General features: G+C 32.2%; 14 protein-coding genes, 1 tRNA gene and 1 pseudogene. 12 read left to right on the top strand and 4 right to left on the bottom strand.

Features of this window, described 5'->3' with window-relative positions; genetic code table 11:
- Positions 1-82: 82 nt before the first annotated feature.
- Entirely contained in the window at positions 83-1144 is a 1062-nt protein-coding gene (locus tag RAM17_RS07540) for a bifunctional transcriptional activator/DNA repair enzyme AdaA (RefSeq protein WP_110447804.1), read from the bottom strand.
- 335 nt (positions 1145-1479) lie between these two features.
- Between RAM17_RS07540 and RAM17_RS07535 the strand changes: the two genes are divergently transcribed.
- Complete coding sequence (locus RAM17_RS07535) at positions 1480-2049, top strand: DUF421 domain-containing protein (RefSeq protein WP_110447805.1); 570 nt, start codon at positions 1480-1482, stop codon at positions 2047-2049.
- Positions 2050-2131: 82 nt separating this feature from the next.
- On the opposite strand, the gene ispE is transcribed toward RAM17_RS07535, so the two are convergent.
- A complete protein-coding gene (gene ispE, locus RAM17_RS07530) occupies positions 2132-2974 on the bottom strand; it encodes a 4-(cytidine 5'-diphospho)-2-C-methyl-D-erythritol kinase (RefSeq protein WP_372339527.1) in 843 nt (280 codons plus the stop codon).
- A gap of 9 nt (positions 2975-2983) precedes the next feature.
- Positions 2984-3604, bottom strand: a complete 621-nt coding sequence (lolB, locus tag RAM17_RS07525; RefSeq protein ID WP_110447807.1) for a lipoprotein insertase outer membrane protein LolB — start codon at positions 3602-3604, stop codon at positions 2984-2986.
- 159 nt (positions 3605-3763) lie between these two features.
- Between lolB and hemA the strand changes: the two genes are divergently transcribed.
- The 4 genes from hemA (at position 3764) to RAM17_RS07510 (ending at position 5869) form a co-directional block, all read left to right on the top strand.
- Positions 3764-5035, top strand: coding sequence for a glutamyl-tRNA reductase (gene hemA, locus RAM17_RS07520; protein WP_110447808.1), 1272 nt, complete (start codon positions 3764-3766; stop codon positions 5033-5035).
- A gap of 88 nt (positions 5036-5123) precedes the next feature.
- On the top strand, positions 5124-5324 hold the full coding sequence (locus RAM17_RS12560) for a DUF1289 domain-containing protein (protein ID WP_198199975.1): 201 nt from the start codon (positions 5124-5126) through the stop codon (positions 5322-5324).
- A 116-nt stretch (positions 5325-5440) separates the two neighbouring features.
- Positions 5441-5683 carry a zinc ribbon domain-containing protein gene (locus tag RAM17_RS07515; protein WP_110447810.1) on the top strand — a complete coding sequence of 81 codons (243 nt, stop codon included), beginning with the start codon at positions 5441-5443 and terminating at the stop codon, positions 5681-5683.
- Positions 5684-5782: 99 nt separating this feature from the next.
- Positions 5783-5869: transfer RNA gene (locus RAM17_RS07510), tRNA-Leu, on the top strand.
- Between the two features lie 566 nt (positions 5870-6435).
- Here the strand turns inward: RAM17_RS07510 and RAM17_RS07505 are convergent.
- Positions 6436-6666 (bottom strand): hypothetical protein, encoded by a 231-nt coding sequence (locus RAM17_RS07505; protein ID WP_146208322.1) that lies wholly within the window; start codon positions 6664-6666, stop codon positions 6436-6438.
- Positions 6667-7233: 567 nt separating this feature from the next.
- Between RAM17_RS07505 and RAM17_RS07500 the strand changes: the two genes are divergently transcribed.
- The 7 genes and pseudogenes from RAM17_RS07500 (at position 7234) to RAM17_RS07475 (ending at position 16419) form a co-directional block, all read left to right on the top strand.
- Positions 7234-8178: a WYL domain-containing protein gene (locus tag RAM17_RS07500; RefSeq protein WP_110447811.1), complete on the top strand. Its 945-nt coding sequence runs from the start codon at positions 7234-7236 to the stop codon at positions 8176-8178.
- 59 nt (positions 8179-8237) lie between these two features.
- On the top strand, positions 8238-9389 hold the full coding sequence (locus RAM17_RS07495; protein WP_110447812.1) for a chemotaxis protein: 1152 nt from the start codon (positions 8238-8240) through the stop codon (positions 9387-9389).
- 46 nt (positions 9390-9435) lie between these two features.
- Positions 9436-11007 (top strand): cobalamin adenosyltransferase, encoded by a 1572-nt coding sequence (locus tag RAM17_RS07490; RefSeq protein WP_110447813.1) that lies wholly within the window; start codon positions 9436-9438, stop codon positions 11005-11007.
- A gap of 1263 nt (positions 11008-12270) precedes the next feature.
- A pseudogene (locus tag RAM17_RS12555) lies at positions 12271-12999 on the top strand (ABC transporter substrate-binding protein); the annotation flags it as partial.
- 138 nt (positions 13000-13137) lie between these two features.
- Entirely contained in the window at positions 13138-14652 is a 1515-nt protein-coding gene (locus RAM17_RS12550; RefSeq protein ID WP_372339526.1) for an amino acid ABC transporter permease/ATP-binding protein, read from the top strand.
- A gap of 53 nt (positions 14653-14705) precedes the next feature.
- Entirely contained in the window at positions 14706-15191 is a 486-nt protein-coding gene (locus RAM17_RS07480) for an L-2-amino-thiazoline-4-carboxylic acid hydrolase (protein WP_086363667.1), read from the top strand.
- On the top strand, positions 15184-16419 hold the full coding sequence (locus tag RAM17_RS07475) for a M20 family metallo-hydrolase (protein WP_110447816.1): 1236 nt from the start codon (positions 15184-15186) through the stop codon (positions 16417-16419). The genes RAM17_RS07480 and RAM17_RS07475 overlap by 8 nt, the downstream gene beginning before the upstream one ends.
- Positions 16420-16488 lie beyond the last annotated feature (69 nt).

Here is a 16488-nt window from a genome sequence, read left to right as displayed (position 1 = left end):
ACATGACATAAGGTATCACAGCAATTTTTTTCTATAGCTTTTGTAATATTATTGATTGACTGATAATTATTATTTTCAATAATTATCGATGGTTACGATTTTTATTTTCATGTTCAATTAACCATTTTTTTCTTTCTAATCCACCGCCATAACCAACTAGTTCTCCATTCGATCCTATTACTCGATGACAAGGGACAATAATCGCCACTCTATTATAACCATTGGCATTGGCGACAGCTCGAATTGCTTGTGGATTATTAATTCTTTGTGCTTGCTGTTTATAAGTGGTCAATTCTCCATAGGGAATGTGTTTTAAGCAATCCCAAACGGTTTGTTGAAATAGGGTGCCAGGTGTATGTAAGGCAACGGTAAAGTTTGTTCTTGTTCCTGAAAAATATTCGGCAATTTCAACCTTAGCTTGTTTGATATGTTCATTTTCGCCAAAAATAATCTTCATTTTAAGTAGGCTTTGTAGTTGTTCAAATTCTGTTTCTAACATTCTTCTATCTACAAACTCTAATAAACAAATTCCTTGATTTGTTGCACAAATAAACATAGGACCTAAAGGGGAGGTTAATCTATCGATTAAAATAACGTCTTGCTGTTGGTTTGCTGAAGGTGACTTTTTCATGATTTTTTTATAAGTATAACCAAAACCACTTAAGGAATTGTAACCAGTATCAAAGGCAGTATTAATAACATTTTTTCCTGATTTTAATTCTTGAAAAGCACTGTTAATTCGATACATTCGTTGATAAGCATGAAAAGTAATTCCGTAATGTTTTTTAAACCAACGGCGAAGAGTTTCAGGACTTAGTTTATTTTGTCTGAGCTGATAATCAGTGATCTTTTGTTTCGGATTATTATTAATTAATGCTAGGGCTTTAATTATTTCATCTGGTGCTTGATTAGCATTTTCGGTTGGTTTGCATATTTTGCAAGGTCGATAACCGGCATCAAGCGCTGATTTGAATGAATCGAAAAATTCGACATTAGCAAATTTTGGTTTTCTTGCTCGGCAAGTTGCAATACAAAATACCGAAGTGGTTTTGACTCCGACATAAAAGATCCCAATATAGCTATGATCTCTTTCAAGTAAAGCTCGGTAATAAGTCTCTTTTTGATTAGGGTTAGTTATTAGCATTTTATTCTATCTTGTCTAAATTTCGGTAATTTATGAACTAAGCTTATTAAAAATGCTATTCGTTGCGCAACCGAAAAATTGACAACTATTTTTATTCACTTTCTTCGTAAATTTTTTAGCTGTTTAATAAAAATAAATTGCTAAAATGACCATTATCAATCTAATATTGATACATCACTTGTTATCACTCAAGATTTTTATTATTTAATAGTCATTCCTTCGTTCATTGTTGTTAATATTTTTTGTAAATACTTAATATTTAAATCTGTTTTTATGACCAATTTTAGTACTAATTGCTTCTATTGCCTTAGGCATTTATTATTTTGGAGAGTACTATGCTTAGTTATCTTGATTTCCTTATTATTGCTTTAAAGTTGTTGGTGGTATTTATCTGTATTGTGTTATTTTTAAAAATAACCGGCAAAACTTCATTGTCACAAATGTCGAGCATTGATTTTATTGGAAATATGATTTTAGGTGGCATTGCTGGCGGGATTATCTATAACCCCAAATTAACCATATATGATTTTATTGTCGGTAATCCAATTATATTCATGGATCAGGGTAAATTAAAATTGGACGCTTTCACCTCAATTAATTTAGATCTAGCTAGTTTTGCTGTATTGCTTAGAATGAAAAATGTTTTTACTATTCATGATGTTGAAAAAGCAATTTTGGAACCGAATGGGCAATTATCTATTGTAAAAAAAGGTGACAAAGATATATCGGTTATTGTATTAGAAAATGAACAACCAGTAGATGATGTTTTAAAACAAATTGGTAAAGATGAAAAATGGTTAAAATCAAACTTAGCAAAACAAGGTTATAAGAGTTTCCAAGGGCTTTATTGTGTGGAATATTATGATCATCGACTTTTTGTAATACCTAATGATGCAGTAAAATAAGTTTAAGTTTTTATAGCTAGTAATTGGCCATATAAATTTAAATTATTTATATGGCCAATGATTATTGCTTTAAGAAAATTATTTAATTCGCGTATAGTGTTGATAAGTTTAATGATTTAGCAATAAAGCTTTTTACGGAGCTGGATTTAAGTTCACTCTGTATTGATAACGCATGTTGCTTTGACTCACAACGTGTAAATACACAAGCGCCGGTGCCAGTTAATCTGGTTGGCGCATATCGCGATAACTTTTGAATAAGGTCATCAATTTCAGGGTAACGCTGACGCACTACGGTTTCACAATCATTACTAAAATCATCAACAGAAATGGACATTAGTTGTTCAATACTACGCTTAGGTGTATTTCGTGGTAAATTTGGAGCATTAAATACCGTAACCGTTGAAATTTCTATATTAGGGTAGCTGACTAAATACCAATATTGAGGTATATCAACTTGTTGCAACTGATCACCAATACCTTCTGCAAAAGCAGCATGACCATAAATAAAAATAGGTACATCGGCACCGATTGTGCTACCTATTTCCATCAAGGTAGTTTGCGACAGATTTAAACCCCATAATTGATTTAACGCAACCAACACTGTCGCGGCATTTGACGAAGCGCCACCAAGTCCACCGCCCATGGGGATCATTTTATCTATGGCAATATCTGCACCAAGCTTATTAGTGTTTACATAAGATTTTAAACGCTTAGCGGCTATAATAATTAGATTTTTATCTGCTGGGATATTATCAAATTGCGTTAATAGATTAATTTGCCCATCATCACGAGTCGTAATAGTCAATTTGTCGCAAATATCAATAAATTGAAACAAAGTTTGTAAATCATGATAATTATCTGGACGTCGTCCAGTTATATATAAAAAAAGATTTAATTTAGCTGGTGATAACCATTGAGTCATAATCATTATCTGTTATCTTAATATCCAATTACTAATTTTTAAACGAATTAATTCATCATCATGAGAAAGTTCAATAATAGCAGGTAAATCAATTTTTTTATTTTTATAGGTATAAGTAGCGTAGCTGCTAATCTTTAATGACCATTTATTGTTATTTTGCATAAATGAGGTGGAAGATAATCTGCCTGAGCTGTCAATTTTATCAGCTTGGCTATCATCAGAAAAACCTTTCAACCAATTATGTAACGAATTGAGTGGGATATTAATATTGGATATTTTCTTCATTAATAGTTCCACATTAACATCATGGTAGCGAACGTCGTTGTTATCAATTAATTCGGCGTAATTAGGTTCAGCTTTTAAGGTTAAAATATTTGTGCCAATTGGCGTAGTTAATTTAACGTCATAATAATTTTCAGATTGCTGTGTAATAAGAAAACGGCCATAACTTTTAGTTTTCGTTCCTATATGAGCAATACTACCATTAACTTGAAATGAATTAATTTGTGCAAGAACTTGTTTATGGTTTTGCCATTGCTGTTCTACAGATACATTAGTTTGATATTTTGTTGTTTGGCACGCACTAAGTATAAACGGCAGAATGAATATGAACACATATTTGATTTTAGACATAAATTAACTCTTTAGTTGTGTATGGTCAAAAGTAAGGCGTATTATAGCTGATAATTGGCTGAATAAGAAAAAGTAACTGAAATTAACCTTTATTATTTTTTTTAGGTATAATGAGTTCTTAATAAAAACTTTACAAACTATTACAAAAGAATCAATGCAATGTCTATTACTGTATTAGGTGTCAATCATAAAACAGCACCCGTTTCTTTAAGAGAAAAACTGGCCTTTTCTAATGAGGTTATTGATAAAGCATTATATAGTTTATATCAACATCCTTTAATTGCTGGCTGTGTCATCCTATCAACCTGTAATCGAACCGAAATTTACTTAAGTTATGATCATGAAAGTGATTTTCTGCGGGTAAGACAATCGGTTGAAAATTGGTTAGCACAATATCATGGTATTGATTTGGCTTTATTTAAATCATCATTTTACTGTTATGATGGTCGGCAAGCAGTTGAACATCTTATGTCGGTAGCTTGCGGCATTGATTCATTAATTATTGGTGAACCGCAAATTTTAGGTCAAGTTAAACAAGCATATAGTTTTTCACAGCAAAACAATTGTTTATCAGCGGAATTGGAAAAACTTTTTCAATCCATTTTTCATGTAGCTAAAATTGTGCGTACTGAAACGAATATTGGCGCCAATACTGCATCGGTTGCTTATGCTGCCTGCCTAGTGGCTCGTGATGTTTTTACTGATACGTCTGCATTAAGTGTCATGTTAGTCGGAGCTGGTGAAACAATTGAACTAATTTCACGTTATCTCAAACCTCATGGTTTTAAACATATCATTGTTGCCAATCGAACTCGAGACAAAGCATTAAAATTAGCTTCATTTATTGAGGCTGAAATCATTTCATTACCTGATATAGCTAATCGGCTGAAAGATGTTGATATTGTTATTAGCTCAACTGCTAGCCCATTGCCTATCATTGGCAAGGGGATGGTAGAGCGCACTATGCATGATCGAAATAATAAAAAGATGTTATTTATTGATTTAGCTGTACCTCGAGATGTTGAGTCAGAAATTAGCCAATTGGAAGATGTGCATCTATTTACTGTCGATGATCTACAACAAACGGTACAAAATAATCTTGAGCAACGAGTAATAGCAGCCAATGAAGCCAAGTACATAATTCAAGAACAAGCAGAGCAATATATTGATTGGTTAAAAACACGCCATGCAGTAGAGTATGTTAAACAGTACCGTAATAATGCTCAAACTATCAAACGTCAATTAGAATTAAAAGCATTAAATGCGATTAAACAAGGAGCCAATATTGATGATGTTATTTTTGAATTTTCACATAAATTAACCAATAAATTAATCCATGCACCAACTCAAATACTGCTGGATGCTGCAATGCATGACTGTGATGATTGTTTTAAAGTCTTAAGTAAAGGATTAGGCCTAGAAGATAATTAATCTTTGATTGGATCTACAAAGGATGATGTAGTTATTGGACCAAATTGAATTTTTTGACATACCAAGCCCTTGCCAAAGAGTATGTCAAATGGATAGGCAAGGGTATTGTATAAAATGCTATCGTTCTCGAGACGAAAGATTTAATTGGCTAAATTATTCTAATTATCAAAAACAAGAAGTTTTGCGATTATGTAGACAAAGGGCCATAAGACGTTATTATCAATTCTTGCAGCAGCAACGACAACAAAATAATCAAATTACTTTTTCACAAATCGATTTTAATTTTTGATATTTAAACATCCATTTCCTATAACTTGTAATCTTTCTCAACTCGGAGTAGCATTTTTAAATATATTATTATGGTTTTGTATTAATTACCTTAGCTAATTAATGGGGATAGAAAATATGAAAATGTGTATTGCATGTGGTATGCCCATGACGGCTATTGCTGATTATCCTCTGCATGATATGTCAAAAAACTACTGTAAACATTGTGCTCATAGCGATGGAACAATGAAATCATTTGACGAAAAATGGCACGAGGTAACTCTTAAGTATGCTAATAATCATAATATTGATTATGGTGTTGCCAAAGAGACCGCTTATACAATTTTAAAAAAATTACCAGCCTGGAAACGTAGATGGTAGTAGAATTTTTAGGCAACTAACCGCATTTAGAATAATATCTGTTGCAGATATTGCAAAGCTTAGTATAATTGCCAACGTTTACTTTTTTACACTTCTAATGCCAGTGTGGCGAAATTGGTAGACGCAGCGGATTCAAAATCCGCCGCCCTTAAAAGCGTGTCGGTTCGAGTCCGACCACTGGCACCAAATCAATCAACTTTAACTCTATTTTAAATCCTTTAAAGTATACTAATCTTTGCAAAGAACTATAACATGAAGTGCGAGAACCAATTAAACAAGAAGCTAGCAACAATAGGTTTTATGCTACGATTGAAAAAACTTTTAATCCAATCTTGATCAAGGATTAAAAGAATACACCTTATAAAAGCTCTGCGACTATTAGATAATCGTTATTTCCACATATAAAAGACTCGCCCATTAACCAAATAACTGCTATTAAGTTAATTTATATACTATCGCCATTAAAGAATAACAATGAATAAAATACAGTTAGCGACATTGTTGGTGAATTAATGTAATAATGCATTAATCCTATCAACATAGGAATATTGATAATCGATAACTCACTAAAATTACCAATATATTTAGTAATTCAAAAATTGAACATCATATAACCATCTCCTTACCGGATCACCAGAATTCATACACGCAATTAGCTATTGCTAAGATTAAACAAAAGAAAATACGATAAGAATAAAACGTGAAGAAAGACGAACCGATCATGATGCTTTAAAGAAACAAATGGTAATGTTTTATCTGTAAGGTAAAATTTCAACTGAATCAGTTTTACTATCTGATTCAATACTATCAGTTTTAGGTAACACATCATAGCAGATCCATTCAAACCCAGAGATAATCGATGAGCTGAAGATAATAAAAGCTAGCCCTACACATAGAGAACAAATGGTTATTAATTGAAAATGATATTCTAAAACAAACTCCGTTAATAAAAGGGTGAAATCAGAATTCTTACACTTTGTCAAAAGTCGCTAGGCTTACACTATAACTTTGTCCTTATTGAAAATTTTATTCCTAGGGACTGAATTAATAATTCAATTTGAAAAACAATAATTATTTTTAATTATATGTTTTTTGAGTTTCAGAATTACTCCTATATTCAATATGTTCTTAATAAACAGAGTATTAATTATAGATATTTTATCAGGCACCGCAGTAAAAGATGTTGTGATATTAGTTCACTAACTTTCAACTGAACATTTCTTAAAATATCTAACTATGTTTTAAATTTATTTATCAATCTTTTTCATTATTTAATTAACAGTTTGATGAAATTTAATGTTATCGGAAAGTTATTATTTTTAATTAAATTATATTAAATAGATTTTTTTGATCGTTTTTTTCGATCGTTTTATCGATTTTGATCGGTAAAAACGATATGACGACGATAATCGTTTTAGTGACAATATTAGTATAAGTTTTTTACATAAAAACGCTTAAGTTTCCATATTATGGAAAGTGACATTGATATAGTGTTTGTCATTCGTTATGTACTATTGAAATAGTTATAAATTTTTGAATGGACTTTTAATATGGCAATAAAACATGATCAAGATAGTAGCTCAGGGCAAAAGTTATTACGTATGTACCAAATATTATTTTCAGAAGATAAGTGTCATTATCAGTCTGAATTAAGTAAATTACTAAATTGTTCTGCACAAACAATTATGCGATTAGCTAATGAAATAGAGCAATCAAGTCCTAGCTGTTTTCAAACAGGTCTTGATAGAGGACGGCGATGGTATCGCTTGCAGGCTAAACACCACAATATGTTAGGACTTGATTATCAGGAGCTACACTATCTAAGTTTATGTCAGGAAATTTCTAAAGGTTTTATTCCTGAGGATATTTCTAAACGTTTAGATCAAACTATTTTGAAATTATCAACACTGTTGTTAGAACTTGATTCTGAAAAACTTCCTTATACAAATAAACCTATCGCTTTTTTCAGCAAAGGAAAGATTGATTATTCAACACATGATTCGATTGTTGAGACTTTATTAACTTGCATTAACTCTCAATATTTTTGCCATCTTCACTATTTATCCGATAGAAATCCAAATGGTAAGAATCATTATTTTATACCCAAAAAACTTATTGCGATGAATAACGCTTTATATGTCTATGGTGCCAGCACAAACAATGTCGGTAAAGACATAATCAATACTATGTGTTTAGCCATCCACCGTATCAAAAAATTAGACTTAATTAAACAACAAATTTGTATAGCTATTCCAGATCCTAACCCAAATACTTTTGGTTTACCGTGGCATGAACCTCGTACTTTTACCATACAGTTTAGAAAAGATGTTTCAAACTATATAAAAGAACGGGTATGGGCTGAACAACAAAAAATAGAGGAATTAGACAATGGTGATATTGCATTAACGATTACCACATGTAGTGAACCCGAACTTATGGCATGGATTAGAAGTTTTGGAGAAAAGGCTTCAGTCTCAAGTTTAGTAAATTTATAACGTACCTAAAAATAGTAGTGAAAGATCTTAACACTTGTAATTTATATGAGGAAAACAGCATGGCAATACCGTTAGTAATTATTGGAGCTGCAGCTGCGGCAACAGTGTTTGGTGGAAAAAAAGCATATGATGGGCATAAAACCAAGCAAGAGGCCAACGAAATTCAGGAGAATGCAATTAAAAAATATAATAACAGAAAAGAGCAACTTGATAAAATACAAAATGATACCGATGAAAAATTAAATAATCTTGGTCTTTTGGAACTGAGTATTGGTCAATCAATTGGTGAATTTGAAATATTAGCTAATGAATTATTAGTAAAAATGGAAAAAAGTGGTTATAAAAACCAGAAATTGAGTATTCCATCAAACCAATTGAGTAAAATTAATGATCTTACTATTTCTACGACTGAATTTTTAGCAACCGTAGCTGCTGCAGGCGCCACCGGTGCCGCTGCAAGTTTTGCTGTTTATAGTGGAGTGATGGCATTTGCTGCAGCATCAACAGGGACCCCTATTGCAGCATTGTCAGGTGCCGCTGCCTACAATGCAACAATGGCTGCCATTGGCGGCGGATCGCTTGCTGCAGGTGGTTGGGGAATGGCTGGTGGTGCGATGGTATTAGGTACCGCCGCCGCAGCGCCTATTCTAGCTGTTGCTGGTTGGGCTTATGAAAAACATGCAGATAAAGCATTAGCGAATGCAGAAGAACAAAGCAATGAAGTTAATAAAGCCTTAGAAAAAATGAACTTGGCCGAAGTACGACTTAACAAAATAACCGATTATATTCAACGAATAAATCTATCACTGACTTCCATTAATAATACTTTTATTGAATATTTCGATGCCTTAAAAACAATGCATCAAACTATTATGAAGCGTCATCAAGGCGAAGATATCTCAATTGATGAATCTAAAGAATGTCTTCAGAAAATTGATAACGGCTATGCATTGGCGGCCATTATGACTGAGATTATTACTACTCCGATTTTTAAAATCCAAGTTGATGAAGATGTAACAGCGGTCATTGAAGATAGGCATTTACAATCCGAAACCCATGGAAATGGTGAAAGTGGATTTTGGGATAAAATAGAACCGTTTTTTCTACAATTCAAAAAGGATGAGGAGAGAGAAAGCGTACTTAATGAAACAGTTTTAGATTCAGTTTTAACTGAACAGTCTAAAAAACATAATGAAATTTTATCAAAATAATTATATATCGCCGGATATTTTCCGGCTTTTTTTATAAGGATCGTCCATGTATAAAGCTGAAATAGACTGGAGTCATGAGCTTCATGAAACTGTTGTTAAATCACTAGCGACTTCTTTTGGATTAGATTTTTTATTATTTAAAGATAAAGATGGTGGCGATGTCGATACTATCCATAATGTTAGAAAGGGGATTTACGCGACAGAAAAAGAGAAAGAGAAATATGATAATCGCGGGAAATATGATTCTCATAAATATCATTCACACCGTGATTATATTGCAACAAATAAGCAAGGTAAAATTGCTCATCAACAAGGGGAGTTATATGATGAATATACAGGTAAAACTTTTAATGATTTTGATAAAGTGAATCAAGATCACGTTATATCTGGAAATGAGATCCATCATGATGCAGGTAGAAATTTAGCCGATATGAGAGGGGAAGATTTAGCAAATGCTGAATCAAATCTTTGTTTTACTAATGAAAATATTAATAAAAAAAAGCAAGATAAGTCGATGCAGCAGTTTATTCTGAAACTAAAGAATGAGCATATTGAAAGACAAAAGAAAATAGCTGAACTCAAAAATAAATCTCATTTAACCGAACAAGAGCAAAAAGAATTAAAAAAATTAGAAAATATAGATAGTGCTAATCTAGCAAAGATGAAAGAAATCGATGAAAAAGCGAGGGCAAATTATAATCAAAAGATAAATCGTGAATATTATACCAGTAGTAAATTTTTAAAAAATATCACTAAACAGGCTGCTATTTCAGGTTTTAAAATGGGCATAAGACAAATGCTGGGGCTAATTTTGGCTGAAGTGTGGTTTGAACTAAAGGAATCAATTCCTGCTATATATGAGCGAAATCGTCAATATTTTACCATCAATGATTTTATAAATGATTTAATGAGTACATTTAACAATATATGGCATAGAATTAAAAAGAAGTTCCATACATTTTTTATAGCTTTTAACGATTCGGCAATAGGTGGAGTGTTATCAAGCGTTAGTACCACCGTAATTAATATTTTTTTTACAACACAAAAACAGATCGTAAAGATGCTTCGCGAGATTTGGGGGAATTTAGTACAAGCAATCAAATTAATATTCTTTAACCCTCAATCATTACCTTTAGGTCAATTAATTAAAGAAGTCGGTAAAATTGTTGGTGCAGGAATAGCTGTTTCTTGTGGTGTAATGGTTAACTCAATGTTATCTCACATTTGTTTATTCCCTTTTGGTACAGAAATAGCCGCTTTTTGTAGCACCTTAGTTACGGGTATTATTACATTAGGGGTAACTTATTATCTTGAAAATGGCGAAATTTGTCAGAAGATTTGGTCATTTTTAGATAAATTCTCTGATAACAGTACTAAAAGACTTAATTTTTATCGTGAAGTTAATAAAAAATTAGACTGTTACCTATTAGAACTTTACCAATTAGAATTTAACATTGATACCGAACAACTTGAGCTCTTTTCATTACGTTTATCTTCAGTCAATAATGAACTTGAACGAAGTTTTATACTAAAAGAGGAAATTGATAAACGAAATATTAAATTACCATATGAAATGGGAAATTGTGATTCAATAAAGTCGTGGTTAAATTCACGGTGAGTTTTTTAACACCTTTCCCCTGTGATAAATGTGGTATATGTTGCTGTCACGTAAATTTATCGCTCGAAACCCAATTTTTGGATCGAGGCGATGGTATTTGTCTTGCATATAATCCACATTTAAAATTGTGTCGTATTTATGGCGTACGTCCAGATATTTGTCGGGTAGATGAACAATATAAAAAAAATTATATAAATAAATATACTTGGCAGGAATTTATTGAATTAAATCAAATCGCCTGCCGTATTTTATTATCTAAATAAAAATTTTAAAGAAAAACTCTTCAATCTAAGTTATGACATTCTAACTATATTCTAAATAGGAGTAATATATATTTATCTATTTTTCTAATTATCAGATATCCAGAACTGATAATTAGAAATATTACTCTTTACGAAAGCCAAGAAATAACACTTTTCATAGAAGATTATAGTCAATTTTAACCTCACGGATAAATGGCTACATTGTATTTTATGAATATAAAATTACCTATAATAAATTAGTAATTGGTAAATACTACAGATAACTATACGCGAAGGTGGAAAGCTATTAATAAATTGATTAATAAGTAATAAATGAATAATTCTATTATTGGTTATCTTGCAGAAATCTATTGTGATAACTATAAACTATTTTTTAATGAAATCGTTCACGAATCACCTTAGTTTAAGGCTGCGAGTTTTCATTTTCTATACTTGATATACAATGTCTTGATAACTGGAGATGAAGAATTTCAAAATACCTACCTAGAAGAATAAATTAACCAATCCATTTTTTATAATAGAACTCAAATATTAATTAAATGGTGGTATACACTCCTCAATTATTTTTACAAAATAAACCTTTATAAACCAAATTCAAATAATAAGAATATTTATCTGGCATAATAAATTAGAATTCAAAGAAGATTTTCAAGTTAATATTTATATTTTTAAAATTATAATCTATTGTTTTTATCTTGCTGAATATATCATCGATAAAGATTATTGGACTGATGGTTTAAGTAATTAGAACTTTTAGTAGTTGATGTTTTACATCATAGTTGATGAACCATAATTATATTCTGATAAATATTGTCTCTATATAGCTTATAGAAATCCCGCAATTAAGTGTTTAGGTTATGATGGCATATATTTAAATGCTATAACAATATAACTATTTATTATTATTCAAATAGTTATTTATTACTATAATCAAGTACATCCTAATGATATTTCTCAATATATCTATTTAAATAGAAACTTACACAAGGATGGAAAAATTATGCGCTCTTTCCTGTCTTTTTATAAAAACATTTTTGCCGTGGTTATTGGCGTTGTTTTTCTTTTAATAACTCCTTTATCAGTAGCAAAAATTGATGATAATTCTAATGTGCTAAGAGTTGGCATTGATTTGACCTATGCGCCTTTTGCTTATCTGGAAAATAATCAAGCTGAAGGTTTTGACCCTGATTTTATGCATTTGTTAGCACAAAAGTCTCATAAGATAGCTGAGTTTAATGATACTCGAATTGAAAATATTATTATTGGACTGGAATCAGGCCATTATGATGTTGTAGCTAGTGCTTTATATGTTAATGGTACACGAGCTAAACAAGTTGATTTTATTCCTTATTTACAGACTGGTGGTGTGCTATTAGTTCGACAAGATGATAAATTTAATCCACAAACCTTAGAAGATTTATGTGGTAAGAGTGTATCGTCTATGAAAGGGGCGGCATGGATTGAAACAATGAATCAGATCAGTGAGACATATTGTAAATCTCACCATCTTCAGGCCATTATGGTAAAAGAGTACCCAAGTGCGCCAGAAGCTTCTCAAGCGCTCCTTTCACATGGTGTTGATGTGCAATATGAAGATGCTGCGGTGGCAAATATGGTGATCAAACAACTAAATAACAGTTTGAAAATCACTAGCAAAAATATGATAAATCCTGTTCTGATTGGTTTGGCTGTGCGCAAGAATGATACGGAGTTCAAGCAATATTTGCTCGATCTTATTAAATCGGTACGACAATCTGGCGAATACGATCTATTGTTAAAAAAATATAATTTAGCTTATCCCAATCAAACATTACTACAAGATAACATCGATTTTATTGCTACCGATTTGGCAGGCAATTTAAAACAAATTCAGAATGTTGAACAGAAAGGCTTTAATTGGAGTTATTTTTTTAATGAGTTGATTAATCCTAATTTTGCAAAAGCTAGTTGTACTGTTATTTCTTTAAGTGGTTTGGCGTGGCTAAGTGCTTTAGTTTTTGGACTATTATTAGCGTTGGGTAATCGTTCAAAGCGCTTAGTATTGGTAAAAATAACCGCATTTTATATCTGGTTATTCAGAAGTTTACCATTATTAGTTTTGTTAATTTATATCTATAGTTTACCTAGATTTTGGCAAGCAAGTAGTGTTGTATTATCTAATCCTTTTTGGGCTGGGCTGATTGCATTGATTCTCAGTGAAAGTGCCTATATGGCTGAAATTCATCGTGGGGCGTTACAAGCAATTTCCAAAGATCAAATTGATGCAGGTAGAGCCTTAGGTCTAAGGTACTGGTCAATTCAAGCTAAAATCGTTTTCCCTCAAGCACTGAGAATAGCCTTACCACCACTAACAAATCAATTTGTTACCATTATAAAATTAACATCGTTAGTATCGGTTATTTCATTAACTGAAATTTTATTAGTTGGTCAACAGCTTTATACCCGTAACTTTTTAGTTATTGAAACGCTAACTATTGTTGCGATTTATTATGTGGCTATAGTGACTATAGTAACTTGGCTAATCAAGCGTTTTGAAGTCTCTTTGGATGTTACAAAACGTTCCAACATTGCGACAATTGAAGCAAATGAATTTAAGTCAATTTCTAATAAAGAGAATAATCTTTTATCAACAAGTAAACCAAGTAAGTATGTGTTAGAGTTGCAACATTTGTCTAAAAATTATGGTAATACAAAAGTTCTAAAAGACATTAATTTAGATGTCAATTGGGGGGATGTTATATCGATTATAGGTCCATCAGGTTCAGGCAAAACAACCCTTATTCGAACCATTAATGGTTTATCCGACTTAGATGAAGGAACGATTAAATTTGAAGGAATTCCCTTTATTAATGGCGGACAAATACATGATAAACAATTCTATAATCGTATTGTGCATTTAGGAATGGTATTTCAAAATTATAACTTATTTCCCCATAAGACTGTTTTAGATAATCTACTTTTAGCGCCTGAATATCATGGCAAAGATTTAGCGATAACGAAACAATTAGCTTTAGCTTTATTAGATAAAGTAGGGATGTTAGATCATGCCTATAAATATCCGCATCAGTTATCTGGTGGACAGCAGCAAAGGGTAGCAATTGCTAGGGCTTTGGTTATGGAGCCAAGTATTATGTTGTTTGATGAACCTACATCAGCCCTCGATCCTGAATTGGTTAATGAGGTTTTACAAGTTATTGCAAAACTGGCAACAGAAGGGATGACTATGTTAATTGTTACTCATGAAATGTCTTTTGCATTTAAAGTTTCCAATCGTATCCTCTTTATGGAAGAAGGACAGATTATTCATGATGATGCGCCTAATGTTTTAAAAAATAGTGATGATAAACGTTTACAACAATTTCTTAATCAGAATGAACGTTGATAATAAAAATTTAAACTTAAAAAATAATAGTTAGAATAATTGAGGTATAAGTGATGCAAGAATTTCCCGAAATAGGTATTTTACATCGTCGTAAAATTGAAGCAGAAATAATAAAACCTATATATGAAATATTAACACGCGATTATGGTAAAGAGGTCGCTAAGGCGGTTATTGGCGAAGCGGTTGCCCAAGCAGCAGTTGAATCTGGAAAAGAGTTTGCTGCAAAGGAGCCCAATGGTACTAGCGTTGAAAGTTTTGTAGCCTTACAACATCTGTGGGAACAAGATGATGCTTTAATAATTACTGTCGTTGAAAACAGTCATGAGCGATATGACTATAATGTCCATCGATGTCGATACGCAGAAATGTATCAGCAAATGGGATTAGCTGAAATTGGTTTTTTATTATCCTGCAATCGTGATAGTAAATTTATTGAAGGTTATGCTCCGCAAGTTAAATTAGATCGTCCTCATACTATTATGATGGGTGATGGTATTTGTGATTTTCGTTACTGCCTAAGGGGCAAAAATAATGAGTAGTTTACAACCCCAAATTAATATCGCCCGCCTTGAAAAATTGCTTGATGATTTTGCTCAAATAGGCAAGACTAAAAATGGCGGTGTGACACGTTTAACATTAACGAGTTTAGATAAACAAGCACGTGATTTACTTATTCAAATTAGTCAATCTGCTGGTTTTAAAGTTCAAGTCGATGCGATAGGTAATATTTTTATACGTCGAGAAGGCCTTAAAGATTTACCAGTAGTGATGACCGGTTCACATGGTGATAGTCAACCAAAGGGTGGCCGGTATGATGGGATCTATGGCGTATTAGCTGGTTTAGAAGTTTTACTAACGTTAAATGATTATAATATTCAAACTAATCACCCTATAGAATTAGTGATGTGGACTAATGAAGAAGGTTCACGTTTTGCGCCAGCCATGATGGGATCAGCTGTTTTTACTGGCAAGCTGGATCTTGATCAAGCTTATGCGATAAAAGATCAAGATGGTATTACGGTTAAACAAGCATTAGAAGATATTGGTTATTTGGGTAATGCTAAAATAGCCAATCAATCAATTAAAGCCATTATTGAGGCTCATATTGAACAAGGTCCTATACTTGAACAACAAAATCAAACAATTGGTATTGTTAAAGGTGCGTTTGCCCAGCGTTGGTATGAAGTCACATTGACGGGTTTAGCTGCCCATGCAGGAACAACGCCAGTCAATATGCGCCAAGATGCGGTGGTGGGATTATCTGAATCTGTGACTGCTTTAAACCGACTGGCATTACATCCAGACAGCAAAGATATTAGGTTAACCGTGGGTATGATAACTGTCAGCCCAAATTCTCGTAATGTAGTTGCGGATCATTGTTTTTTTACTATAGATCTACGACATTATGATTCTGAATTATTGGCAAACTTTGAAACGCTTATCTATGCTCAATTATCTGAAATTGCTGAGAAATTAAATTTAAAACTGGAAATAAAAAAAGTGCTTAGCATGCCATCTATCCATTTTGATCTAAACTGCATAACGTCAGTTAGAAAGGCGGCAATAAAAAATAATTATTCGGCAATTGAAATGGTTTCTGGTGCAGGTCATGATGCTTGTCATTTGAGTAGCATTGCGCCGACTTCAATGATATTTATTCCTTGTATCAAAGGGATAAGTCATAATGAAGCTGAATCGATAACTACTTCCTGGTGCAAAGCCGGAGCAGATGTTTTATTGGATACTTTATTAGAATTATCGCAATAAACGATATTATTTTCCTCTAATAAAGACATAATTTGATTATTTAAATTAAATCCATTGTTTACAAGATTA

Origin of the sequence: Gilliamella apis (assembly GCF_030758615.1) — a bacterium.
Lineage (GTDB): Bacteria > Pseudomonadota > Gammaproteobacteria > Enterobacterales > Orbaceae > Gilliamella > Gilliamella apis_A.
Note: the sequence above shows the minus strand (reverse complement) of the source record. Positions and strands in the feature narration are given on the sequence as shown.

Coding starts and splice junctions, on each gene's coding strand:
- RAM17_RS12560 (WP_198199975.1), top strand. CDS start 5,124: ATGGATAGGCAAGGGTATTGTATAAAATGCTATCGTTCTCGAGACGAA.
- RAM17_RS07480 (WP_086363667.1), top strand. CDS start 14,706: ATGCAAGAATTTCCCGAAATAGGTATTTTACATCGTCGTAAAATTGAA.
- RAM17_RS07540 (WP_110447804.1), bottom strand. CDS start 1,144: ATGCTAATAACTAACCCTAATCAAAAAGAGACTTATTACCGAGCTTTA.
- RAM17_RS07535 (WP_110447805.1), top strand. CDS start 1,480: ATGCTTAGTTATCTTGATTTCCTTATTATTGCTTTAAAGTTGTTGGTG.
- RAM17_RS07515 (WP_110447810.1), top strand. CDS start 5,441: ATGAAAATGTGTATTGCATGTGGTATGCCCATGACGGCTATTGCTGAT.
- hemA (WP_110447808.1), top strand. CDS start 3,764: ATGTCTATTACTGTATTAGGTGTCAATCATAAAACAGCACCCGTTTCT.
- RAM17_RS07500 (WP_110447811.1), top strand. CDS start 7,234: ATGGCAATAAAACATGATCAAGATAGTAGCTCAGGGCAAAAGTTATTA.
- RAM17_RS07475 (WP_110447816.1), top strand. CDS start 15,184: ATGAGTAGTTTACAACCCCAAATTAATATCGCCCGCCTTGAAAAATTG.
- RAM17_RS07490 (WP_110447813.1), top strand. CDS start 9,436: ATGTATAAAGCTGAAATAGACTGGAGTCATGAGCTTCATGAAACTGTT.
- RAM17_RS07495 (WP_110447812.1), top strand. CDS start 8,238: ATGGCAATACCGTTAGTAATTATTGGAGCTGCAGCTGCGGCAACAGTG.
- lolB (WP_110447807.1), bottom strand. CDS start 3,604: ATGTCTAAAATCAAATATGTGTTCATATTCATTCTGCCGTTTATACTT.